The organism is Pseudomonas aestuarii (assembly GCF_027988105.1).
Lineage (GTDB): Bacteria > Pseudomonadota > Gammaproteobacteria > Pseudomonadales > Pseudomonadaceae > Aquipseudomonas > Aquipseudomonas aestuarii.
The window spans coordinates 41599-62158 of the sequence record NZ_JAQJZJ010000015.1 but is presented as its reverse complement, the minus strand read 5'-3'; the positions used below and the strand labels follow the sequence as shown (position 1 = coordinate 62158).

Sequence of the window (20560 nt, the reverse complement as noted above, 5' to 3'; positions counted from 1 at the left end):
CGGGTTCACCTTGCAGGCAATACTGCCCTCCCAGCTGTCGCCACAAAGCGGCGACTGGCCTTAATAGCGACGAACTCGGCCAGCCCTCAACGCCCTCGCCGCCGTTAACCAACAGCCTGGGGGACTGGCTGCCAGCAGCCGTTCCAGGAGATGGCAACCAGAGAGGCCTCCACTCAGGCTTGCGGCAAGGGGTAGAGCCGCTCGTCGAACTGTTCCAGGCGCGGGAACGCCAGGGGTTGATCCTGTTCCAGTCCGCTCAGGCGCTGCTGGTAGGCAACCAGGAAACTTTGACGCGCCTCGTGACTGATATAGGGCACGTGCCAGCCAACAAAGGGCGCCAGGACGTCCATACCGACATAGGCCAGAGTGCCGCGCAACAAGGGCCGCAACATGTCTTCCAGCGGGCCGTGGATGGCATTCTCGCCGAACATGTGCTCGCGTCCGCCCAGGGTCAGGCTGACCAGCACCCGCTTGCCGCGCAAGCCGCCCTGGTCGTAGAAACGCTTACCGCCGTAGCACACCCCGGACACCAGTACCCGGTCGAGCCAGCCCTTGAGGATGGCTGGCACCGCGAACCAGTACAGCGGAAAGTTGAGAATCAGCGTGTCGGCCCACAGCAGCTTGTCCAGTTCGCCCTGGATATCTGCGGCCAAACAACCTTTCTTGACGCCCAGGCGCTGTTCCAGGGCATACACCAGATATTCAGGGTTCTCACGCTCGACGAAATCGGCAGCGCTGGCCACCGGATTCCAGTTCATTGCATAGAGATCGGAAACCTGCACTTCATGGCCCTGGCCCTGCAGGGTCTCCACCGCCAGGTCGCGCATCGCCGTGGTGAAGGATTGCGGTTCGGGGTGAGCGTGGACTATCAGTACCTTCATAAGAATTTCCTTTGCATTTACAGGGCCCTGGGTGGGTCGGGCCGCGTCTGTTAGCCCTAGGCGTGCCCCACCCTACGTTTAGGATTACCAGTTCAACTCACTTCAAGCTCTCACGAGTTAGAGCCAGACTAGGCGCAGCAGAGCCTAGGCAAACGCCTCAACACTGCACGGCCTTGATTTCGACAAACTCGGCCAAGCCCTCCTCGCCCCATTCGCGACCATTGCCCGACTGCTTGTAGCCGCCAAATGGCGCGTGGTAATTGAAGGCCGCCCCGTTGATAAAGCATTGGCCCGCGCGCAACTGCCGCGCCAGACTCAAGGCGCGCTCTGGCGTACTGGCCCAGACGCCGCTGGACAGGCCGAACGGCGAGTCGTTGGCCAGCTGCACGGCCTGCGCTTCGTCGGCATAGGGGATCAGGCAGAGCACCGGGCCGAAGATTTCTTCCTGGGCGATACGCATGCGGTTGTCGACGTCGGCGAACAGGGTCGGCAACTGGTAGAAGCCGCGTTCGAACTTACTGGGCACTTCGTTGCCACCACAGAGCAGGCGCGCGCCTTCTTCCTGACCGATACGGATGTAGTCGCGCACCGTGCGCCGTTGCCCGGCCGAACACATGGGGCCGAGGAAGCTCTGCGGATCCAGTGGGTCGCCCAGGCGCAGGCGCGCGGTCTCCGCCATGGCCAGTTCCAGGGCCTCGGCGTAGCGGCTGGCCGGCAGCAGCATGCGCGTCAGTGCGGTGCAGGTCTGCCCGGAATTGAGCATCACATCTTGCACGCCATAACGCACCGCGGCGGCCAGATCGGCATCCTCGGCGATCAGCAGCGGCGACTTGCCGCCCAGCTCCAGGCACACCCGCTTGACCGACGGCGCAGCGGCCTGGGCCACGCGCACGCCGGCACCGGTGGACCCGGTGAATGACACCATGTCCACCTCTGGGTGCTTGGCCAGCGCCTCGCCGACCTTGGCGCCGGGGCCGCTGACCAGGTTGAACACCCCCGCCGGCAAGCCGATTGACTGGATAATCTGCGCCAGCAGGAAGGCATGCAGCGGCGTCTCCTGACTCGGCTTGACCACCACGGTGCAGCCGGCAGCCAGCGCCGGAGCAAGCTTGCCGAGCAATTGATGCAGCGGGTAGTTCCAGGGGTTGATGAAGGCGCACACCCCCACCGGCTCGCGCAATACCAGGGAGTTGCCGACCTCGCGCACCTCATCCATCAAGGCGGCGACTTCGACGTAGTGGCGCAAGCCTTCGAGTGGCCCGTCGACCTGGATCGACCGGCACCATTGCACCGGCATGCCCAGCTCGGCGGTGATCAATGCTGCCATCTCGGCGGCGTGGGCCTCGAGCTGATCGGCCAGGGCCTGGATATAGCTGGCGCGCACCTTGGCCGGGGTCGCGGCCCAGGCTGGGAAGGCCCGACGCGCGGCCTGTACCGCACGCTCGACATCACGCTCGTCGCCCAACGGCACCAGCCCTACGACCTGCTCGGTCGCAGGATTGAGCACCTCGGCCAGACCGTTGCCTGCGGGCGCCACCCAGGTTCCATCGATAAACAACTGGGTGTGCTTATGCATGGCAGGCTTCCTCGATCCCTTCCTCGATCAGCTCGGCGGCGCAGCGGGCGATACGTCGACAGGCGTCCTGCAGCGGCGCACTGCCGAGCACCAGGCCCAGGCGAATATGTCCGGCGGCGCTGGGGCCGAAGGCTTCACCGGCCAGCACCGAGACGCCATGGCGGTCGAGCAGGCGGTCGGCGAACGCCTGGGCAGACAGCCCGGTGGCGCGTATATCGACCATCACGAACATGCCGCCGTCGGGCTTCAGCGGGCGTAATCCGGGGCAGTCGGCGAGGCACTCACAGACTAGGTCGCGACGCTGCCGATAGGCTTCGCGCATCGCCTCCAATTCCGGCAATTGCGCCTCCAAGGCGACACAGGCGGCGTCCTGGATGAAGTCTGGCGAGCCGTACAGCATGCACAGCGCCAGGTTGCCGAGGTGTTCGGCCAGCTCCGGCGGCGCCACCACCCAGCCGACCCGCCAGCCGGTCATGGCGTGGGACTTGGACAGGCTGTTGAGGGTCGCGGTGCGCTCGGCCATGCCCGGCAGGCTGGCCGGGCTGACGTGCTCACCCTCGTACAGCAGCTCGCTGTACACCTCATCGGAAATCAGCCACAGGTCATGCTTGATGCACAGTTCGGCCAGAGCCTCCCAGGTAGCACGCGGCAGACTGGCACCGGACGGATTGTGCGGGCTGTTCAGCACCAGGGCGCGGGTGCGCGGGGTGATGGCCGCAGCGACGTCCTCGGCCTGCACCCGGAAGCCATGCTCGGGACGCACCGGCAATGGGATGACCTTGGCCCCGCAGGCTCCGAACACCGCCTCGTAGGTCACGTACATGGGCTCGGCGACTATCACTTCATCGCCGGGCTCGAGCACGCACTGGGCCACACAGAACAGCGCGCACTGGCCACCGGCCAGCACCACCACCTGCTCGGCATCGACGGCCTGACCGCTGCGCAGCCCATGGCGCTTGGCGATGCTTTCGCGCAGCGCACGCTTGCCGGTGACCTCGGTGTAGTGGGTATTGCCGGCCAGCAGGCTGTCGATGGCGGCCTGCACCACCGGCTGCGGCGTGTCGAAATCCGGGTCGCCGACCGACAACAGCAGCACGTCCTCGCCGCGCGCCTGGCGGGCCAGGGCACGGTAGTGAATATCCCAGGCAGCGGCGCCGTCACCGGCGATACGTTGGGTCAGTTTTGAAAAACGCATTTAGTTCTCCTTGCCCGCCTTATAGGGCGCAGGCGTGCTTGAGTTCGATCAGGGTCACGCCGGGATGGCTGAAGCCCGCCGCCAGCTGGTCTTGCAGCTGATCCAGGCTCTGTGGCTGGCGCACCTGGCAACCGAAGGCACCGGCCAGTGCGGCGAAATCCGGGTTGCGCGGCAATACGCCAATCGGCTCGATGTCCAGATCGAGCATGTCGTCGCGGATCTGCCCCAGGGCATCGTTGTTCCACAGCAGCACCACCAGCGGGCTGTCCAGCTCTTCCACCGCGGTGGCCAGTTCCTGGGCGGTATAGAGAAAGCCGCCATCGCCGACCAGCACCAGGCCAGGGCGCTCGGGTGCGCCCAGCTTGGCCCCGATACCCGCTGGCAGACCGTAGCCGAGGGTGCCGTAACCGGTGGGGTGCAACCAGCTGCGCGGCGCGCGGCTGGCAAACAGGTAGTTGCCGCTGTAGGCCAACTGAGTCATGTCGGTGCTAATAACCGCGTTGTCCGGCAGCACGGCGGCGATGCGCGCCAGAATCGCCTGATGAATGCGTTGCAACGGCCCCTGGCCGCCCTCGACGGCCGCACGCAGCCCGGCCACCGCGGCAATGGCCGACGCGGGATCGCGCGCCTGCTGCGGTAAACCGGCCAACAGCGCTTCAACGGTCTGCCGCGCATCGCCTTTGAGCGCCACGCTGCACGGGTAGAAGTCGTTGAACTTATGCGGGTCGATATCAATGCGCAGCAGCTCGCCGGTCAGCGGCAGGCGTTCGCGCCAGAAGTCGGTGTCGGCCATTTCGGTACCGACGGCCAGCACCATATCGGCCTGCTCGATCAGCTGCCAGCCGGGCTCGACGCACAGGGTCGCGCCGGCATGCAGCGGCGCCTGCGGTGGCAACAAGCCCTTACCGGCGACGCTGGTGAACAGCGGCGCAGCCAGCCGCTCGCTAAGCGCTGCCAGTGCGGCACCGGCTTCCAGGGCACCGCCGCCGGCGATGATCATCGGCCGCTTGGCGCCAGCCAGTTTGTCGACGGCCTGTTGCAACGCCTCGGCACTCGGCAGGCCACGGCCTGGGCGACGTACTACCTCGGCACTCCAGTCGCGGGTGATCGGCTCGGCGAGTACATCCAGCGGCACCGAGATATGCACCGGACGCGGCCGTTCGCTGTCGAACACCGCGTAGGCGCGGGCGATCAGTTGTGGCAGATCCTCGGCGCTGGTGGCCACCGCCGAGAAGGCGGTAATCGGCGCGGTCATGGCGCGCTGATCCTGGGTTTCGTGCAGGCAACCCCAGCCCTTGCCGAGACTGGCGCTGTGGTTGACGCTGGAGATCACCAGCATCGGGATCGAGTCGGCATGGGCCTGGCCGATCGCCGTGGCGGCATTGGTCACCCCAGGTCCGGTGATGACGAAGCACACCCCGGGCTTGCCGGTAACCCGCGCATAGCCGTCGGCCATAAAGCCGGCGCCCTGCTCGTGACGGGTCAGCACGTGGCGAATACCGCTGCCGGGCAGACCGCGATAGAGTTCCAGGGTGTGCACCCCGGGAATGCCGAATACGGTGTCGACGCCGTAATTGGCCAGCAGACGCACCAACGCCTGGCCGCCGGTCAAAGCTTTTATTGTGGTCATGGGGTGGTCCTCAACAATGATCGGCGGGTTGGCCGAGACGAATCAGGGCATCCACGGCAACGGCGCCCTGGGCATTCACCAGCAGCGGATTCACGTCTAGCTCCAGCAGCTGCTCGGCGTGCTCGCAGGCGTACTCCGCCACCGCGCGAATCGCCCGCACCAGGGCATCCAGATCGACCGCCGGACGACCACGAAAACCTTGCAGCAGTGGGGCGCTACGCAGACTCAGCAGCGCCTCGCGGATCGCCGCATCGGTGGTCGGCAGCAACAGGCTGCGGCTGTCCTTGAGCAACTCCACAAGAATCCCACCGGCGCCGAGCACCAGGGCCAGGCCGAAGCCGTTCTCACGCTTGATGCCGACAATCAGTTCGGCCAGCGGTGCCGGCGCCATGCGCTCCAGCAGCACCTGCTCGAAGGTCAGTTCGGGAGCATGCCGCGCCAGACTGACGCGCATGTCGTCGAGCGCCGCTTGCAGAACCTGGGCGTTGCCCAGATTGAGCGCCACGCCACCGGCCTCGGTCTTGTGCGGCAAATCGGCACTGACCACTTTGAGCACCAGCGGATAACCCAACGCCTGCGCCGCCTCCAGCACCTGCCCGGGGGTGCTCAGCATGCTCTCAGGCAAAGGCAGGCCGAATCTGCTCAAGGCCTGCTTGGCTTGCCACTCGTCGAGCAAGCGGCCGCTACCCGTCAGTGCTTGCGGGCAGATCGGCGTCAGGACCGATTCACCGCGCGCCAGCAAGGCCTCGCGGCGCTGCCGGTAATGCGCGATACGGCCCCAGGCCGCCAGGCCATCTTCGACCCCCTGCAGAGCCGCCACGCCGTGCGCGTGCAAACGCTCGCGAGCACTGGCCGGGAGCAGCTCGGGGAAGGCCGAGGCGACGAACCCCGGTTTGCCGTGACGCGCCAGCGCGGCGCAGTAAAGCTCCAGCAGCAGGTCGCACTGCGGGCGCTCACCCGAGGCTTCGTCGGGATAGTCGAGCACCAGCAGAGCGGCATCGGCCGGACTGCGCAAGACGCTGTCGAGCATCTTGTCGAGCGCTTCGCTATCGCCCCAGATCGCGGTGGTGAAGTCCAGCGGATTGACGATATTGGCATAGCTCGGCAACACCTCGGCCAGTTCGCTGCGCTGGTTTTCGTCCAGCGGCGGCAGACCCAGACCGTTGCGTTCGGCGTAGTCGGCGATCAGCCCGGCATCGCCACCGGAGCAGGCCATCGCGGCCAGACTCGGCCCCGCCGGCAAATTGCCACAGGCCGCCGCCTTGAGGGTTTCGACAAAGCTTACCGGGCCACTCACGCGGATCACCCCGAGACGCTCGAACAGCGCGTCATACAAGGCATCGGAACCGGCCAGGGAACTGGTGTGGCTAAGGGCCAACTCGGCACCGATCTGCGACACCCCGGTTTTCAGGGCAATGATAGGAATGCCCTTTTTCAGCGCCTTGTGCGCCGCACGAGCAAAACCGGGAACGTTCTTCAGCCCCTCCAGGTGCAGGCCGATAGCGGTGACGCGTGGCTCGTCGAGCAGCACGTCCATCAACTCGGCGACGCCCATTTGCGCCTGGTTGCCCACCGAGGCCATATAGGCCACGGGTAGTGAACGGTCGCTCATCGACAGGTTGTAAGCGAAGTTGCCACTCTGGGTCAGCACCGCGACGCCCTTCTCCACCAACTGGCCGCCATGGGCCACTGGCCACAGCGCCGCGCCGTGTAGGTAGTCGAGCAAGCCGTAGCAGTTCGGCCCGAGCAGGGCCATGTCACCCGCCGCTTCCAGCAAGCGGGCCTGCAGCGCCTCGCCCTCGGCGCCGGTTTCGGCGAAACCGGAGGCGTAGCAGATGACGCCGCCCGCACCCTTGGCGGCCAGTTCGGCCACCGCCTGCACGGTCAGCTCCTTGTTAGTGGCGATAAACACCGCATCCGGGCCACTGGGCAACTCGGCGATGCTGGCCACACAGGGCACGCCTTCCAGCTCTGCATGTTGCGGATTGACCAACCACAGGTCACCCGCATAGCCGCCTTCGGCGCAGCGTTTGAGGGCGCGGGCCATGCTGCGCCCGCCGATAAAGGCCAGATGGCGCGGCGCCAGCAGGCGTTTGAGGTTGTCTCTTTGGCTCATGACGATCCCCTTAGCGCAACAGCGGCCGCAACAGTTCACGGGAAATGATGTGACGCTGGATCTCCGAGGTGCCTTCCCAGACCCGCTCGATCCGCGCATTCCGCCAGATGCGCTCCACCGGGCCCTCATCCATCAAACCCATGCCGCCGAAGATCTGCACTGCTTCGTCAGCTACTTTGCCCAACACTTCGCTGGCAAACAGCTTGGCCATGCCGGCATCGGCATCGGTCATGCTGCCCTGATCCATCTTCCAGGCGACGTTTAGCGCCAGCAACTCAGCGGCGCGAATCTCAGTGGCCATATCGGCCAGCTTGAACGATACGCCTTGATAGGTACCGATCGGCTTGCCGAACTGCTGGCGGTCAGCAGCCCATTGCAGCGACAGATCCATGGCGCGCTGGGCTTGACCGACACAGTTGGCGGCGACCATCACGCGGCCAGCCGTGAGCCAGGCGTTGGCCACTTCCCATCCCTTGTCGACTTCACCAAGGACTTTGCTTGCAGGTACGCGGCAGTCGTCGAAGAATATTTCATAGGTGTGATAACCGCGGTTGCTCACACACTTTGGCCCACGGCGAATGGTCATCCCGGGGGTGTCGCGGTCGACCAGAAAGGAGGTTACGGCGTTGCGCTTCTTGCCGTTTTTCTCGTAGCTGTCGGTGACGGCGAAGACGATCGCATAGTCGGCGTGGCCGGCGTGGCTGATAAAGTGCTTGCTGCCATTGAGGACGAAGTCATCACCGTCGCGTAGCGCACGGGTTTTGATTGCGTTGGCATCGGAGCCGGCACCCGGTTCGGTGAGGGCGAAGCAGTCGATCTTTTCGCCGCGCACGGTGGGCAGCAGATAGTCGTCGATCTGCTGACCCTTGCACGCCATAAGAATTTTCGACGGCCGCGCGACAAATACATGCAGAGCCCATGAACACTTGGACAGCTCACGCTCGATCAGCGCCTGGGAGAAATAGTCCAGCCCACCGCCGCCCACTTCTTCGGGCATGTTGAAGGCATAGAGGCCCGCTGCGATCGCCTTATTGCGAATCTCTGCAGCCAACTCGGGGGAAACTGCATCGGCGCGGTCAACCGCCTCTTCATGGGGCAGCAATTCTTTTTCGACGAAGCTGCGCGCCGTGTCGACCAGCATTTCGTGTTCATGACTGAGTTGAAAATTCATCGCTATGTCCTGTGGTGTAAGGCAGCGCTTCAGCGGCCAATAAATAGGGGGGCACGTTTTTCCATGGCGGCGCGCAGGGCCTCGGCGCCATCCTCACTGCGACCGCAGAGCAGGCCGGCTTGGCGCTCGGCCTCGAGCTGCTCGGCCAGGCTGCGCTGGGCGCCGGCCTCGATCAGGGCCTTGGTCTGGGCGAAAGCCAAGGTTGGCCCGCTGGCCAGGCGCGTCGCCAGTTCGCCGGCCACTGCCAGCAACTGCTCATCGGCGCAGACTTCACCGACCAGACCGGCGGCCAGGGCCCGCTCGGCGCCCCAGAGTTCGTCGAGGAACAGCAGGCGTTTGGCTTGCTCGCTGCCGATCAGGCGCGGCAGATGCCAGCTGGCGCCAGCATCCGGCGCGTAGGCCATGCTGGTGTAGCCGGCCTTGAAGCGTGCCGACTGCGCAGCCAGACGAAAATCGCAGCACAGGGTCAGATCCATGCCGGCACCGACCGCAGTGCCGTTGATGGCGACAACGGTCGGCTTGGCAAAGGCATGCAGACGAGTCATCAGGGCATGGGCGGCTTCGGTCCAGCCGTAGCTTTCCAGATCGCCACGCGCCTCGGCCGCAGCCCACTCGGCCAGATCAGCGCCGGCGCAGAAGCTTCTGCCGCTGCTGGTCAGCACCAACACGCGCACGGCGGAGTCGGCGCTGAGTTCATCGAGCAAAGCATGCAAGGCCTTGAGCGTGGGGATGTCCAACGCATTGCGTTGTTCGGGACGATTCAGGGTGATCCAGGCGACGCCGCCTTCCACTTGGGTCAACAGACTCGATGCAGTACTCATGAGAATCCTCGGCTTTTATTTTGGTGAGAAGAACGGGATACACGCCCTCTCCGAGATGCAATACTAAACACTTGTTCAATAGCGTGGCAATCAATTACCGCAGCTAGAAACAACTCTCTATCTACCTGTATTTATTAGGTTTTTTATTTTTTAACGACCATGCGTTACAACTTCGAACAACCGCTTACAGCAGCCAAACAAAGGCCTGACCGTTGCCGGCCAGGCCTTTGTGATGCAACCCAGCGAAGCCCGTGGTTAGCCGGCAGCAGCGACCAGCGGCTTGGCTGACGCGAGTTGCGGCTCAGGCTCAGAGTCGTGGCTGACCAGCGGCAGGATCTTGATGCAGAAGATGCCGTAGATCAGCGCGATGATCGGGTTGATCCAGTTGAAGAAGGCGAAAGGCGCATACGACAGGGTGGCGACCCCCAGGGTTGCGGCCATGTACACGGCGCAGGCGTTCCAGGGGATCAGCGCGGAAGTCACGGTGCCGCCATCCTCGATGGTGCGTGACAGGTTGACCGCGGCCAGACCGCGCAGGCGGTACTCTTCCTTCCACATCTGCCCAGGCAGTACCAGGGACAGGTATTGGTCACCGGTCAGCACGTTGACGCCGATGCTGGTGGCCAGAGTCGCGCCGATCAAAGCGCCTACCGAGTGCACGCTGCGCACGATCAGAGCGAGCAAGAAGCGGATGAAGCCAATACGCTCGAGCACGGCGGTCATCATCATCGAGCAGAACACCAGGAAGGCCATGAACACCATGCCGGCCATGCCACCACGGCTGAGCAGGCTGTCGACCACCTCGTTACCGCTGCTCGAAACAAAACCGGTGGCCATCACTGTCCACAGTGCCTTGACCACCATGAGCGCACCGGTCTGGCCACTGTCGGCCATGAAGCGCTCGATCACCGGCGCCTGGAACAGTACCGCAAACACACAGGCCAGAATGCTGCACAGCATGATCGCTGGAAAGGCCGGCGCCTTGCGCACCGACAGGCCTAGCAAGGCCAGTAGTGGAATCAGGTTGTACCAGGCGATATTGAACGAGCCGGCCAATTGCGCCTTGAGTTCGCCGACATTGGAAACGGCCTCACCCTGGATATCCGCAGTCAGCGCCAGGATGGAAAACAGCACCAGGGCGATCAGGAAGCTGGGCACCGACACCCAGCTCATGTGGCGAATATGGGCGAACAGATCAGAGCCCACCACGGCCGGAGCCAAGTTGGTGGTTTCCGACAACGGTGACATCTTGTCGCCAAAATAGGCGCCCGCGACTACCGCACCCGCGGTTATTTCCGCCGACAGGCCGAAACCGTGGGCGGTGCCCATCAGCCCCACGCCGATGGTCGCTGCGGTGGTCCAGGAAGAGCCGATGCACAGCGAGACGATGGCGCAGATCAGACAAGCCAGGGGGTAGAAAAAGGCCGGCGACAGCAGGCTGAGCCCGGCATACAGCAGGGTTGGTACCGTACCCGCGATGATAAAGGCACCGATCAGCACGCCGATCGACAGGAAAATGAAGATTGCCCCCACCGTCTTGGCATTGGTGGCGACTATCTCGCGCTCCAGTTCAGCCCAGGTGACCCCATTTTTCATGCCGATCAAGGCAGCGAAGCAGCCCACCATGATCAACGCGAGTTGCAGCGGACCGGACATCGGATCATCGAACAGGCTCAGCGAGCCGGCGATCAGTGCCAGCAGGACGGCGCCGACCAGCAGCGCGTCCAGAGCGGACAGTTTGCGGAGCTTCATTGTTGTTATCTCCCAAAGACCAAGGTTTTACCGGGACCAGTGCCCGGTTCCGCCTTGAGTATTGGCAAGCGATGTAAGCCCCCGTTGAACACCGGGAAAGAAGATGTAAGAAGTGGTAACGCGACTGTTACACGGCGGGCAGCTGCACCAGGGTCTGCCTAATCGCCTGCTGGGTGGCCGCGATCAGTTGGCGCAGCGGTTCCGCCAGTTCCATACACGGGGCCTCGACTTCCGCTTCGCCGGCCGCTTCGAGACGGCGCAGCATTACCGCCAGTTGCCGCCCGCCGAGTGACTCGCTGGCACTGGCCAGGCGGTGCGCGGCACTGGCGATCTCCGAATAATCCAGGGCCTGCAGGGCCGTCAGCAACAGTTCGCCCTGCTGCTCCAGGCTGACATGCAACAGCCGCAACAGCTGGGCGAGTTTACCGGCCCCCAGCGCCTCGCGATGGGTGTGCAACACGTGCGGATCGAGCAGGGCCTCGCCCGCCTTCACCAACTCACTCCGCAACATTCCTGCCAGGGCCTGACGCAGGGCCGGCAGTTGGATCGGCTTGGCAATCACCCCCTGCATGCCGGCATTCAGGTAGCCCTGGACCATGGCCGGTTGCAGGCTGGCGGTGAAGGCGAAGATCGGCGTCTGCCGATTGGCTCCCAGCGGGTCCTGACGGATTTGTCGACACAGTTCCACTCCGCTCAGCCCCGGCAGCTGCACATCGAGCAGGATCAGGTCGAAACGACATGCCTGGCACTGGCGCAGGGCCGGCGCAGCATCTTCGGCCAGGCTCACCCGGTGCCCTTCGCGCTCCAACAGGCCCTGGGCCACCTCGCGATTCAGCTCAATGTCTTCTACCACCAGCACGTGACGAGGTTCAGGGGGGGATTCCAGCGCCGCACTGGCGGCGTGCGGCAGCGGGGGCTGCGCCTGCTGCAGCCAAATATCGAACCAGAAGCGGCTGCCATGGCCTTCGCGACTGTGCAAATGGACCTCGCCGCCCATGGCCTGCACCAGACGCTTGCAGATCGCCAGACCGAGCCCGGCACCGCCATAGCGCCTGGCCACCTGTTCGTCAGCCTGCACGAAGCGCTCGAAGATCCGCGCCTGCATCGCCTCGGGGATGCCTATACCGTCGTCCTCTACTTGGATGCGCAGGCGCTGGCGTCCCGCCTCCTGTTGCAGCAACTCCACCCGCAGCTGGATCCGCCCGTCTTGGGTGAACTTGATGGCATTGGCCAACAGGTTGGTCAGGACCTGCCGCAGGAACTGCTCGGGGCCGCGGAAGTAGCTGCCCAGGCCCGGATCGAGGTGACTCATGAGCTGGCTGGCACTGGCCTGCGCCCGCGGCTCGAGCAAGGTGAGAACCTCGTCCAGCAACTGTTGCAGAGAAAAGTCCACCGGCTCGACGCGGGCCTCGCCCTCCTCCAGTTTGGCGAAATCCAACAGGTCGTTGAGCAACGCCAGCAACCCCTCGCCGGCCTTGTGCAAGGCCTGCAAGCGCCGCTGGCCGAGCTTGTCCCGAGGTGCGTCGCGCAACAGCTCGGCCATGCCAAGTATGCCGTTCAGCGGGGTACGCAGTTCGTGGCTCATGGTGGCAAGGAAGCGTGACTTGGCCAGATTGGCCGCTTCGGCCTCCTCCTTGGCGCTATGCAGACTGGCGGTACGCCGCTCGACCATCTTCTGCAGTTCGTCCTTCTTGTCCTGCAGGGCCAGGCGGTCAGCCTCGCGCCGGCCCATATCCTCAACTATGGCCTGGCGCATCTCGTCCAGGGCATGGGCCACCGCGTCGATCTCATCCTCTGCCGCGCCGCGGCCTTTTTCCAGGCGCAAGGGCAGCTGCCACTCGCCGCTGGCGAGTTGTCTCGAGAAGGCCGCCATGGCCAGCAGGTGGCGAGTCACCAGACGGTGGAATAACCAGGACAGGGTTATGGCCAGGCCGCAGATGAACAGCCCCATCCACAACAGGTTGGTCAAGCCGCTGGCATACAAACGCCGGTGTACCGCCTCCAGATCTACGCCTATATCCAGGGAGCCGAGTGCGCGCAATTCGCCATCGGCCATGCGGTAATTCAGACCGAAGCGCTCGGTGCGCGCCGCGTCGGCGGGCAGCTGATGGCCTTGCAACAGATCGAAATCGGTACTGCGCAGCCGAACCCAGGCGATATCGGGGAAGTCGACCAGGCCGCGCAGTTGCACGTCCAACTGCGCCTGGTTGAGGTCCCACAGGCTGCGCTCGATGCTGGCCAGGTAACCGCTGCGGATCAACTCGAGTCGCGAGACGATGCCCTGCATCTCCCGACGATATTCGAAGTACAGTTGCAGGGCGCTGGCCAGCAGGGTGAAGCACAGACTGAACAGCAGGATGAAACGCAACAGTCGTCGCGACAACTCGCCGGACGGCGACACCGCCCAAGACTTCACGGCTGCCTGTCCGACTGCGACTGCAGCATGCGATAAGCCAGCTCGCTTTCCCGCAGCCAGCGCTCGACGTGCTCACTGCTCGCCAGACGTTGCAGCTCCCGGTCGATATCGGCCATCCGCGCCGTCAGCGGCGAGCGCTTCGACACCGCAAAATATAGGTGGTCAACGGCCAGTGTCAGCGGCAGCACCTCGATCTCGTCGGCGCCTGGAAGGTACTCGAGGAACAGCTTGCCGGTGCGCCGCTCATGGGCGATGAAGTCGATCCGCCCGCGGATCAGTTTGCCAAAGTTCTGCCGATTACTGGCCACCCACTCGACATTGCCATGAACGGCAACGAAACGGTCGAAGGCCTGACCATAACTCTCGCCAAACAGCAGGCCGCCGCGATAGCGCGCCAGATCCTCAAGCCGGGTCACCGCCAGTGGTTTGCGCCGGTTGTAGAAAACGGCCACCTCTTCGCGCAACAGGGCCACCTGGCTGAACACCAGGCTGCGCTCGCGCTCGGCCGAACGGTAGGCAATCACCAGGTCGACACGGCCCTCGGCCGCATCAGTCAGGCAGCGCTTCCAGTTGCCGAGCACCACCACCTCCAGCGGCAGGCCGAGCCGGCTGAACACCTCGCGCACCGCGCGGGGCGCCAGCCCCCGCACCTCGCCGCTGGCATCGCTCCAGGAAATCGGCGGATACACCGGATAATCGCAGTAACGCACAGTCGCAGGTGCCGCCAAGCTGGCAGCGCTTAGGCACAGCCCAGCCAGCAGCAGCGCCAGGTGCAGGGGAAGAGTCATTGCCTGCTACTGACCGCAGCGCTAAACAGGTAACCGGCGCCATGAATGGTGATGATCAACTGCGGGTCGGCCGGGTCGTCGTTCAACTTGCGCCGCAGACGGCCAACCAGTACGTCGATCGAGCGGTCATTGGGTAGCCACTCTCGGTTACGGATCTGATCCATCAGTTGGTCGCGACTCAGGGTGTGTCCGGCGTTGCGCAGCAGCACGCTGAGCAGCTGGAACTCGCCCTGAGTCAGCAGGCCCTCGCTACCGTCGGCGGCCACCAGCCGACGCCGATCCACGTCCAGAGCCCAGTCGCCGAAATACTTCAGCTGGCGTGCTTCCGCCTGCGGCTGCAACGCCTGAACGTGGCGCACACGGCGCACCAGGTTCTTCGCCTTTGACACCAGCTCACGCGGATTAAAGGGTTTGACCACGTAATCGTCGGCGCCGCACTCCAGGCCGACGATACGGTCGATTTCATCATCACGGCCGGTGATCAGGATGATCCCCACCTCCGAGCGCACACGTAACTCACGCGTCAGGGTCAGGCCATCCTTACCCGGTAGGCGGATGTCCAGCATCACCAGATCTACCGGGGACTCCAGCAGCCTGTCCTCAGCCTGTTCCGCGGTCTCGGCGCAGAGCACCTGATAACCATCGCGCAGCAGATAGGTTGCGAGCAATTCGCGGATCACTGGGTCGTCATCAACGATCAGTACACAGGGTGTTTCCGTCATCACTGTGCCCCCACCGCAGCATAGGCGCGGCCAACTCTTGGATTTATTTTGGGTAAAACAGGGTACTTACTTTGCCAGCCAATGTAGTCAGTACTGAACGAATGATCAATAGACTCAAAGACTGGCTACCCGCAACGACGGAAGCCGCTCACTTGCAGGCCATCGACCCAGGCCTCGCAGATCTGCACACCCTGCGCCGGAGTGAAAGTCGCGCTGCTGAGCCCGTACTCCAACCACAGGCCATCGAGCAGAGCACTGAGGCCGATGGCAGCGAGTTCGGCATCGAAGTCGATCCAGCCTTCCCATTCAGCCAGCTCTGACAGGGCGAGCGCGAGGATGGCCCGGTATTCCCCGTAAGACTGTTCGTGGGCCAGATTAATCACTTCGGCCGTTTTGACCGCCCCCCAGAACGCCAACCAAGCGTCGAGAAGTTCGGGGGCGAGCACCTCGGGGGAAAACGACGCACGAAAAAACGCCGATAACCGCGCCCTGGGATTGGCTGCAGTGGCTCCGATGGCTTCGCGCAGTAAACCCATAACCCGCCCGGTGACGGTCAGATAAGCCTCAGCCACAAGCTCTTCCTTGCCCCGGTAGTGGTGATTGATCAGGCCGACCGACACCCCCGCCTCGGCGCATATCTTACGGATCGAGGCTCCCTGAAAGCCATGGCGCTTGAGGCACACCAGAGTCGCTTCGACCAAGTGCGTCTTACGTTGTTCAGGTTCCAGGCGAGAGAAACGCGTTCCCAGGTTCATGCCGACAACTCCATTGCTGATTCCGGTCGATTTGAACGAATGTACAGCAAGATAGGTGACCTTACCTACTCGATAGGGGTATGGCGGCGTACAAACCAGACTTGGATAGTGGCGCCAGCCGCATGATTTGGCGACCATCTCCAGTGAACATGCGTCGGGCTCTGAGGGGCATGTTAACAACTGCTCATACCGCTTGAGGTTGGGCCTGGAAAGCAAGGCAATTCAGATGTTGAACTGACCCGCGGCCATGCTCCACTTCCGGCCGGAGGAGATTTCATATAGTGCTTAGCCTGTTACTACGACCAACTCAGGCATAGCCTTCATGTTTGCTCATCGGCGACGTTAGCCGTCCACTGCTCGTAGAACGTGGGCAGCTCTGAAGCCTTGCCGACGAAGCGTGGCGCACGCTTGTCGAGAAAGGCTGCCACACCTTCCTTACCGTCACCGATGCTGGTGTAGAACATTGCCAGCGATTCGATGCGATGGGCCTCAAACGGATCGGCTTGGGCACTGTTGCGATAGAGCATCTGCCGGCTGAGCGCGATGGCAACTGGCGAGCGATCCCGCACCAGTCGTCGGGCAAATACCTCAGCCTCTTCCAGCAGTGTGTCGGCGCTGTGAATCGAGCGAACCAGACCGCCGCGCAGGGCCTCGTTAGCGTCGAATATGTCGGCGGTGTAAACCCACTCCAGGGCTTGCTGCAAGCCTACGATGCGCGGCAGAAACCAGCTCGAACAGGCTTCCGGGACGATACCCAGACGACCGAAAACGAAACCAAAGCGCGCTTTTTCCGAGGCGAGACGAAAATCCATTGCCAGCGTCATGGTCGCTCCGATACCCACTGCGGGACCGTTAATTACGCCGACCACAGGCTTGCGACAGGCCTGGATGGCCAAGGTCACCTGACCGCCGGTATCGCGAACCCCGTTTTGAATTTCCGCCGTATCCATACGCTCATGCATATCGCGCAGGCTGGGCGAGAGGTTTTCATCCAGACCGAAAACATTGCCCTCCACCGACAGATCCATGCCGGCGCAAAAAGCCCGCCCCGCCCCGGTCACCAAAACCACGCGAACCTCATCATCCATGCTGGCACGTTTAAAGGCATGCTCCAGCTCGTCCGCCATCTCGACGGTAAACGTATTCATCAGTTCGGGACGATTGAGTGTCAGCTTCAACAAGCCATCGTCGACATGCCAGTCCAGCGTTGCATAGTTCATCGAATCATCCTTTTGCTCAGACCTTGTTGCTGATGCCCTGTGGGCGCGGGGCATGCCTCGAGCACCCGGGACGAAAATCAGCCGGTTGCGCCATGAGCCGCCAAGGGAACTATGGCTGGGCCGGCAACATGTAGCGGCTGCTTGATCACCCCGGACAGCGAACCCAGGACGATCTCCTCGATCAGCGCTTGTCTTTCCGCCGGCTCCAAAGCGGACTGTTGCAGCCAGCTCGGCAGATGGTTCAGCCACGCAATCAGCGCCTGCACAGTCGCCCTGAGCAGCCGGGACGGGCCTGTGGCACCGGCATCGAGCAAGCGCGTCAGGAGGCTGTCCTCATAGCGCTGGCGCAGCTGTTGGATCTGCTTCTGGTGTGGCGGGGAAAGGCAGCGGAATTCCTGCTCGGCCATCAGAAAATTCAAACTACGCCGTTCATGCAGAGCGATATGCGCCCACAACAGACCTAACAGGCGCTCATGAGCGTTGCCCCGGGACGTGTTGAAGACCGCTTCGAGCAGATCGTCATACAGCTCCTCGATCAGCTCGAACAGCAGGCGCTCCTTGCTTTCGAAATGGTGATACAGAGAGCCGCAGCCGATCTCCACGTGGAGGGCAAGCTCACGCATGCTGACCCGGGCGAAGCCGCGCTCGGCAAACAGCTCAAGTGCCTTGTGCCGAATCTGTTCCAGCCGCGAGAGCGGGGCTTCGCCGGAGCCTGCGAGCAATGCCACGGGAGCACTGCAGGGTGCGCGCCGGCTATGCATATCGACCCATTCCTCGCCCAGAATCAGTGACGCGCCCGACAGCCATCAGACTCGCTCGAAGATCGCGGCAATGCCCTGGCCACCGCCGATGCACATAGTCGCCAAGGCATAGCGCCCCTGGGTGCGATGCAGTTCGTGGATGGCCTTGGTGACGATGATCGCACCCGTGGCGCCCACGGGATGACCGAGGGAGATGCCGGAACCATTCGGATTGACCCTGGCCGGGTCGAAATCCAGCTCGCGGGCCACCGCACAGGCCTGCGCGGCAAACGCCTCGTTGGACTCGATCACATCCAGGTCGGCGACGCTAAGCCCAGCCCGCTTAAGGGCCAAGCGCGTGGCAGGAATTGGTCCCAAGCCCATAAACTCGGGCTCGACACCGGCATGCGCATAACTGACCAGACGGGCCAGCGGACGCAGATTGTCGGCCTGCAGCGCCGCACCCGTGGCTAACACCAGAGCCGAGGCGCCGTCGTTGAGTCCCGAGGCATTGCCGGCCGTCACGCTGCCGCCCTCCTTGAACGCAGGCTTCATTCGCGCCAGTTGCTCGAGGGAAAAGTCATTACGGACATGCTCATCGACTTCGAACACCTGTGTGCCTTTGCGGCTTTTGATTTCGAGCGGCACGATCTGGCCGAGGAAATGCCCCTGAGCGATCGCCCGGGCCGCGCGCTGCTGGCTCTCAAGAGCCAGGCCATCCTGTGCTTCACGAGTGATGCCATAGCGTTCGGCAACATTTTCCGCGGTGATGCCCATATGAATACGATGCAGGGGGTCATGCAGAATACCCAGCATGTAATCGACGGCCTGCATATCGCCAAGGCGTCCGCCCCAGCGAGCACCGGGCAGCAGGTAAGGGCCACGGCTCATGCTTTCGACACCGCCCGCAACGGCGATATCGGTTTCGCCCAAAAGCAGGCTCTGGGCCGCCGAGATGATCGCCTGCAAGCCCGAGCCGCACAGGCGATTGACATTGAACGCGGGGGTTTCCTGAGGAATTCCTGCATTGAGGGCGGCGACACGAGAGATGTAGCTATCCTGCGGCTCCGTCGGAATCACGTTGCCCATTACCACATGGCCAACGCGCTCGGCGGCACAACCGCTCCTCTGCAGAGCAGCCTGCACCGCCGTTGTGGCCAGCGCGGATAGTGGAGTGTCCTTCAGCGTGCCGCCGAAGGAGCCGATTGCGGTTCTGACGGCACTGACGATGTAAACTTCGTGGTTGGGCATAGGACACTCCGGCAGCGAGGTCGCGACCGGCGCGGCCAAATTCGACTGACTAACATGGACCAGGAAGGACTCGACATCGAGCCGGCCTGGTGTAAAGAGCCTGTTAGTCTAAAGATGCCACCAGTGTTGGCCTATGCCAAAAATAGTCGATGTGGCTGACGTTTTTTGCCACCCACTGCGGGTGGATTCGCAACGGATCAAGGCCATGCAAGAGAAAGATTCGGTGTCCGTTTATTTCGTCCAGGCGGCGCTGTATCGCCTGCGCGATCAACCAGTGCGAATGGATGATCTCTTGGCACAGGCAGGTATACCTAAGCAGTTGCTCTGCGATAGTGCGGCCCGGGTACCGGCCACGGCATTTGCCAAGTTATGGCTGGTGGTAGCCGAAGAACTGGACGATGAGTTCTTCGGCTACGACTCCCACGGCATGCCCGCGGGCAGCTTCGCCTTGATCTGCCGAGGCCTGATCCAGACAGCATCCATTGGTCAGGCGCTGCGCCAATGCCTGTCCAGCTACCGGCTGTTTCTCAGGGATATCCAGGGCAGTGTGTCGCTGCGCGGAAAACACGCCGTGATCACATTGCACAATCGCCAAGAGTCACCCTTCCTGCGCAGCATCCTCGAGGAAACCTTCTTGACGGTGGTCATCAGCCTCATGTGTTGGCTGGCTGGCCGACGCATACCGATTAGTCGTACGCAATTCGGCCACCCGCGACCCGCCCATGATGATGATCACCTGCTATGGGGACCGGATCTGACATTCGAGGCCACGCAGACCGAAGTCGCGTTCGATGCAGACTATCTGAAGCTGCCCGTTGTTCAGGATCTAGAGTCGCTAAAAGCCTTCCTGCGCACGGCCCCGCAATGGGTAATCATCCGCTTCAGCAATCGCCAGGGACTGAGCGCTCAGGTGTATAGACAACTGCGCAATTGCCGTTACGAGCAATGGCCGACCCTAGTGGACTTTGCCCGAGAGCGTGCCTTGAGCGTCACCAGCTTCCGTCGCCAGCTCAAGCGCGAAGGCCTCTCCTTTCAGGAGATCAAGAATGAAGTGCGCCGCACCATTGCCTTTGACTGCCTTCGCAACACCGACCTGAGTGTCGCCGCAATTGCAGAGATGGCAGGTTTCCGTGAAGCAAGCGCGTTTCACCGAGCGTTCAAACAGTGGACAGGAGAGAGTCCGGGCAGCTATCGGTTGAAACAACGCTCACAGAATCTGGATAGTGCCTAGAAAACCAGGGGCGACTCAGGTCGGAGCTGTTCGTACTCAGCCAAATAGAGGCCAATCATCTCCTTGACCGTAACGCCCTTGCGACTTGCCTTCTCGAGAGCGCCCGGCGATGCCAGGTCAGACTCGCGTTCTTTGATCCATGCCTGGGCCGTCACCTTACGGTCGAAGGTTTGGCTTTCCTGATAAACTGTCGCGCCCTTTTGCATGATGCGGATCTGCGCTGTATACGCCGTAAAGCCGTTCTTTCGCTTGCGGGTAGTGATTGTGCCCACAGGTTTTGCTACACGGCTGGCTT

General features: G+C 63.0%; 16 protein-coding genes and 1 pseudogene. 1 reads left to right on the top strand and 16 read right to left on the bottom strand.

The annotated features are described in order from the left end of the window. Positions 1 to 173 precede the first annotated feature (173 nt). The 15 genes from PH586_RS22375 to PH586_RS22305 form a co-directional block, all read right to left on the bottom strand. Positions 174 to 881: an NAD(P)H-dependent oxidoreductase gene (locus PH586_RS22375; RefSeq protein WP_271350021.1), complete on the bottom strand. Its 708-nt coding sequence runs from the start codon at positions 879 to 881 to the stop codon at positions 174 to 176. A 157-nt stretch (positions 882 to 1038) separates the two neighbouring features. Next, positions 1039 to 2457: an aldehyde dehydrogenase family protein gene (locus PH586_RS22370; RefSeq protein WP_271350020.1), complete on the bottom strand. Its 1419-nt coding sequence runs from the start codon at positions 2455 to 2457 to the stop codon at positions 1039 to 1041. Next, positions 2450 to 3652, bottom strand: coding sequence for a pyridoxal phosphate-dependent aminotransferase (locus PH586_RS22365; RefSeq protein ID WP_271350019.1), 1203 nt, complete (start codon positions 3650 to 3652; stop codon positions 2450 to 2452). The genes PH586_RS22370 and PH586_RS22365 overlap by 8 nt, the downstream gene beginning before the upstream one ends. Positions 3653 to 3671: 19 nt before the next feature. Continuing rightward, on the bottom strand, positions 3672 to 5282 hold the full coding sequence (locus tag PH586_RS22360; protein WP_271350018.1) for a 5-guanidino-2-oxopentanoate decarboxylase: 1611 nt from the start codon (positions 5280 to 5282) through the stop codon (positions 3672 to 3674). A gap of 10 nt (positions 5283 to 5292) precedes the next feature. Further along, positions 5293 to 7398 carry an acetate--CoA ligase family protein gene (locus PH586_RS22355; protein ID WP_271350017.1) on the bottom strand — a complete coding sequence of 702 codons (2106 nt, stop codon included), beginning with the start codon at positions 7396 to 7398 and terminating at the stop codon, positions 5293 to 5295. A gap of 10 nt (positions 7399 to 7408) precedes the next feature. Then, positions 7409 to 8569, bottom strand: coding sequence for an acyl-CoA dehydrogenase family protein (locus PH586_RS22350; protein ID WP_271350016.1), 1161 nt, complete (start codon positions 8567 to 8569; stop codon positions 7409 to 7411). A 29-nt stretch (positions 8570 to 8598) separates the two neighbouring features. Then, complete coding sequence (locus tag PH586_RS22345) at positions 8599 to 9390, bottom strand: enoyl-CoA hydratase/isomerase family protein (RefSeq protein ID WP_271350015.1); 792 nt, start codon at positions 9388 to 9390, stop codon at positions 8599 to 8601. Positions 9391 to 9645: 255 nt separating this feature from the next. Then, on the bottom strand, positions 9646 to 11142 hold the full coding sequence (gene nhaC, locus PH586_RS22340) for a Na+/H+ antiporter NhaC (protein WP_271350014.1): 1497 nt from the start codon (positions 11140 to 11142) through the stop codon (positions 9646 to 9648). A 127-nt stretch (positions 11143 to 11269) separates the two neighbouring features. Further along, positions 11270 to 13558 carry an ATP-binding protein gene (locus tag PH586_RS22335; RefSeq protein WP_271350013.1) on the bottom strand — a complete coding sequence of 763 codons (2289 nt, stop codon included), beginning with the start codon at positions 13556 to 13558 and terminating at the stop codon, positions 11270 to 11272. Beyond that, positions 13555 to 14346 carry a substrate-binding periplasmic protein gene (locus tag PH586_RS22330; RefSeq protein ID WP_271350012.1) on the bottom strand — a complete coding sequence of 264 codons (792 nt, stop codon included), beginning with the start codon at positions 14344 to 14346 and terminating at the stop codon, positions 13555 to 13557. The genes PH586_RS22335 and PH586_RS22330 overlap by 4 nt, the downstream gene beginning before the upstream one ends. Continuing rightward, positions 14343 to 15068 (bottom strand): response regulator, encoded by a 726-nt coding sequence (locus PH586_RS22325; RefSeq protein ID WP_271350011.1) that lies wholly within the window; start codon positions 15066 to 15068, stop codon positions 14343 to 14345. Before PH586_RS22325 ends, PH586_RS22330 begins: the two co-directional genes overlap by 4 nt. Before the next feature lie 125 nt (positions 15069 to 15193). Then, positions 15194 to 15823 (bottom strand): TetR family transcriptional regulator C-terminal domain-containing protein, encoded by a 630-nt coding sequence (locus PH586_RS22320; protein WP_271350010.1) that lies wholly within the window; start codon positions 15821 to 15823, stop codon positions 15194 to 15196. A 320-nt stretch (positions 15824 to 16143) separates the two neighbouring features. Further along, entirely contained in the window at positions 16144 to 17097 is a 954-nt protein-coding gene (locus PH586_RS22315) for a crotonase/enoyl-CoA hydratase family protein (RefSeq protein WP_271350009.1), read from the bottom strand. Positions 17098 to 17120: 23 nt separating this feature from the next. Then, a complete protein-coding gene (locus tag PH586_RS22310; RefSeq protein ID WP_271350008.1) occupies positions 17121 to 17771 on the bottom strand; it encodes a TetR/AcrR family transcriptional regulator in 651 nt (216 codons plus the stop codon). Positions 17772 to 17849: 78 nt separating this feature from the next. Then, positions 17850 to 19034 (bottom strand): acetyl-CoA C-acyltransferase family protein, encoded by a 1185-nt coding sequence (locus PH586_RS22305; RefSeq protein ID WP_271350007.1) that lies wholly within the window; start codon positions 19032 to 19034, stop codon positions 17850 to 17852. 205 nt (positions 19035 to 19239) lie between these two features. Between PH586_RS22305 and PH586_RS22300 the strand changes: the two genes are divergently transcribed. Continuing rightward, positions 19240 to 20265 (top strand): AraC family transcriptional regulator, encoded by a 1026-nt coding sequence (locus PH586_RS22300; RefSeq protein WP_271350006.1) that lies wholly within the window; start codon positions 19240 to 19242, stop codon positions 20263 to 20265. Positions 20266 to 20282: 17 nt separating this feature from the next. On the opposite strand, the pseudogene PH586_RS22295 reads toward PH586_RS22300, so the two are convergent. Beyond that, positions 20283 to 20537 (bottom strand): annotated as a pseudogene (locus tag PH586_RS22295) (site-specific integrase); the annotation flags it as partial. Positions 20538 to 20560 lie beyond the last annotated feature (23 nt).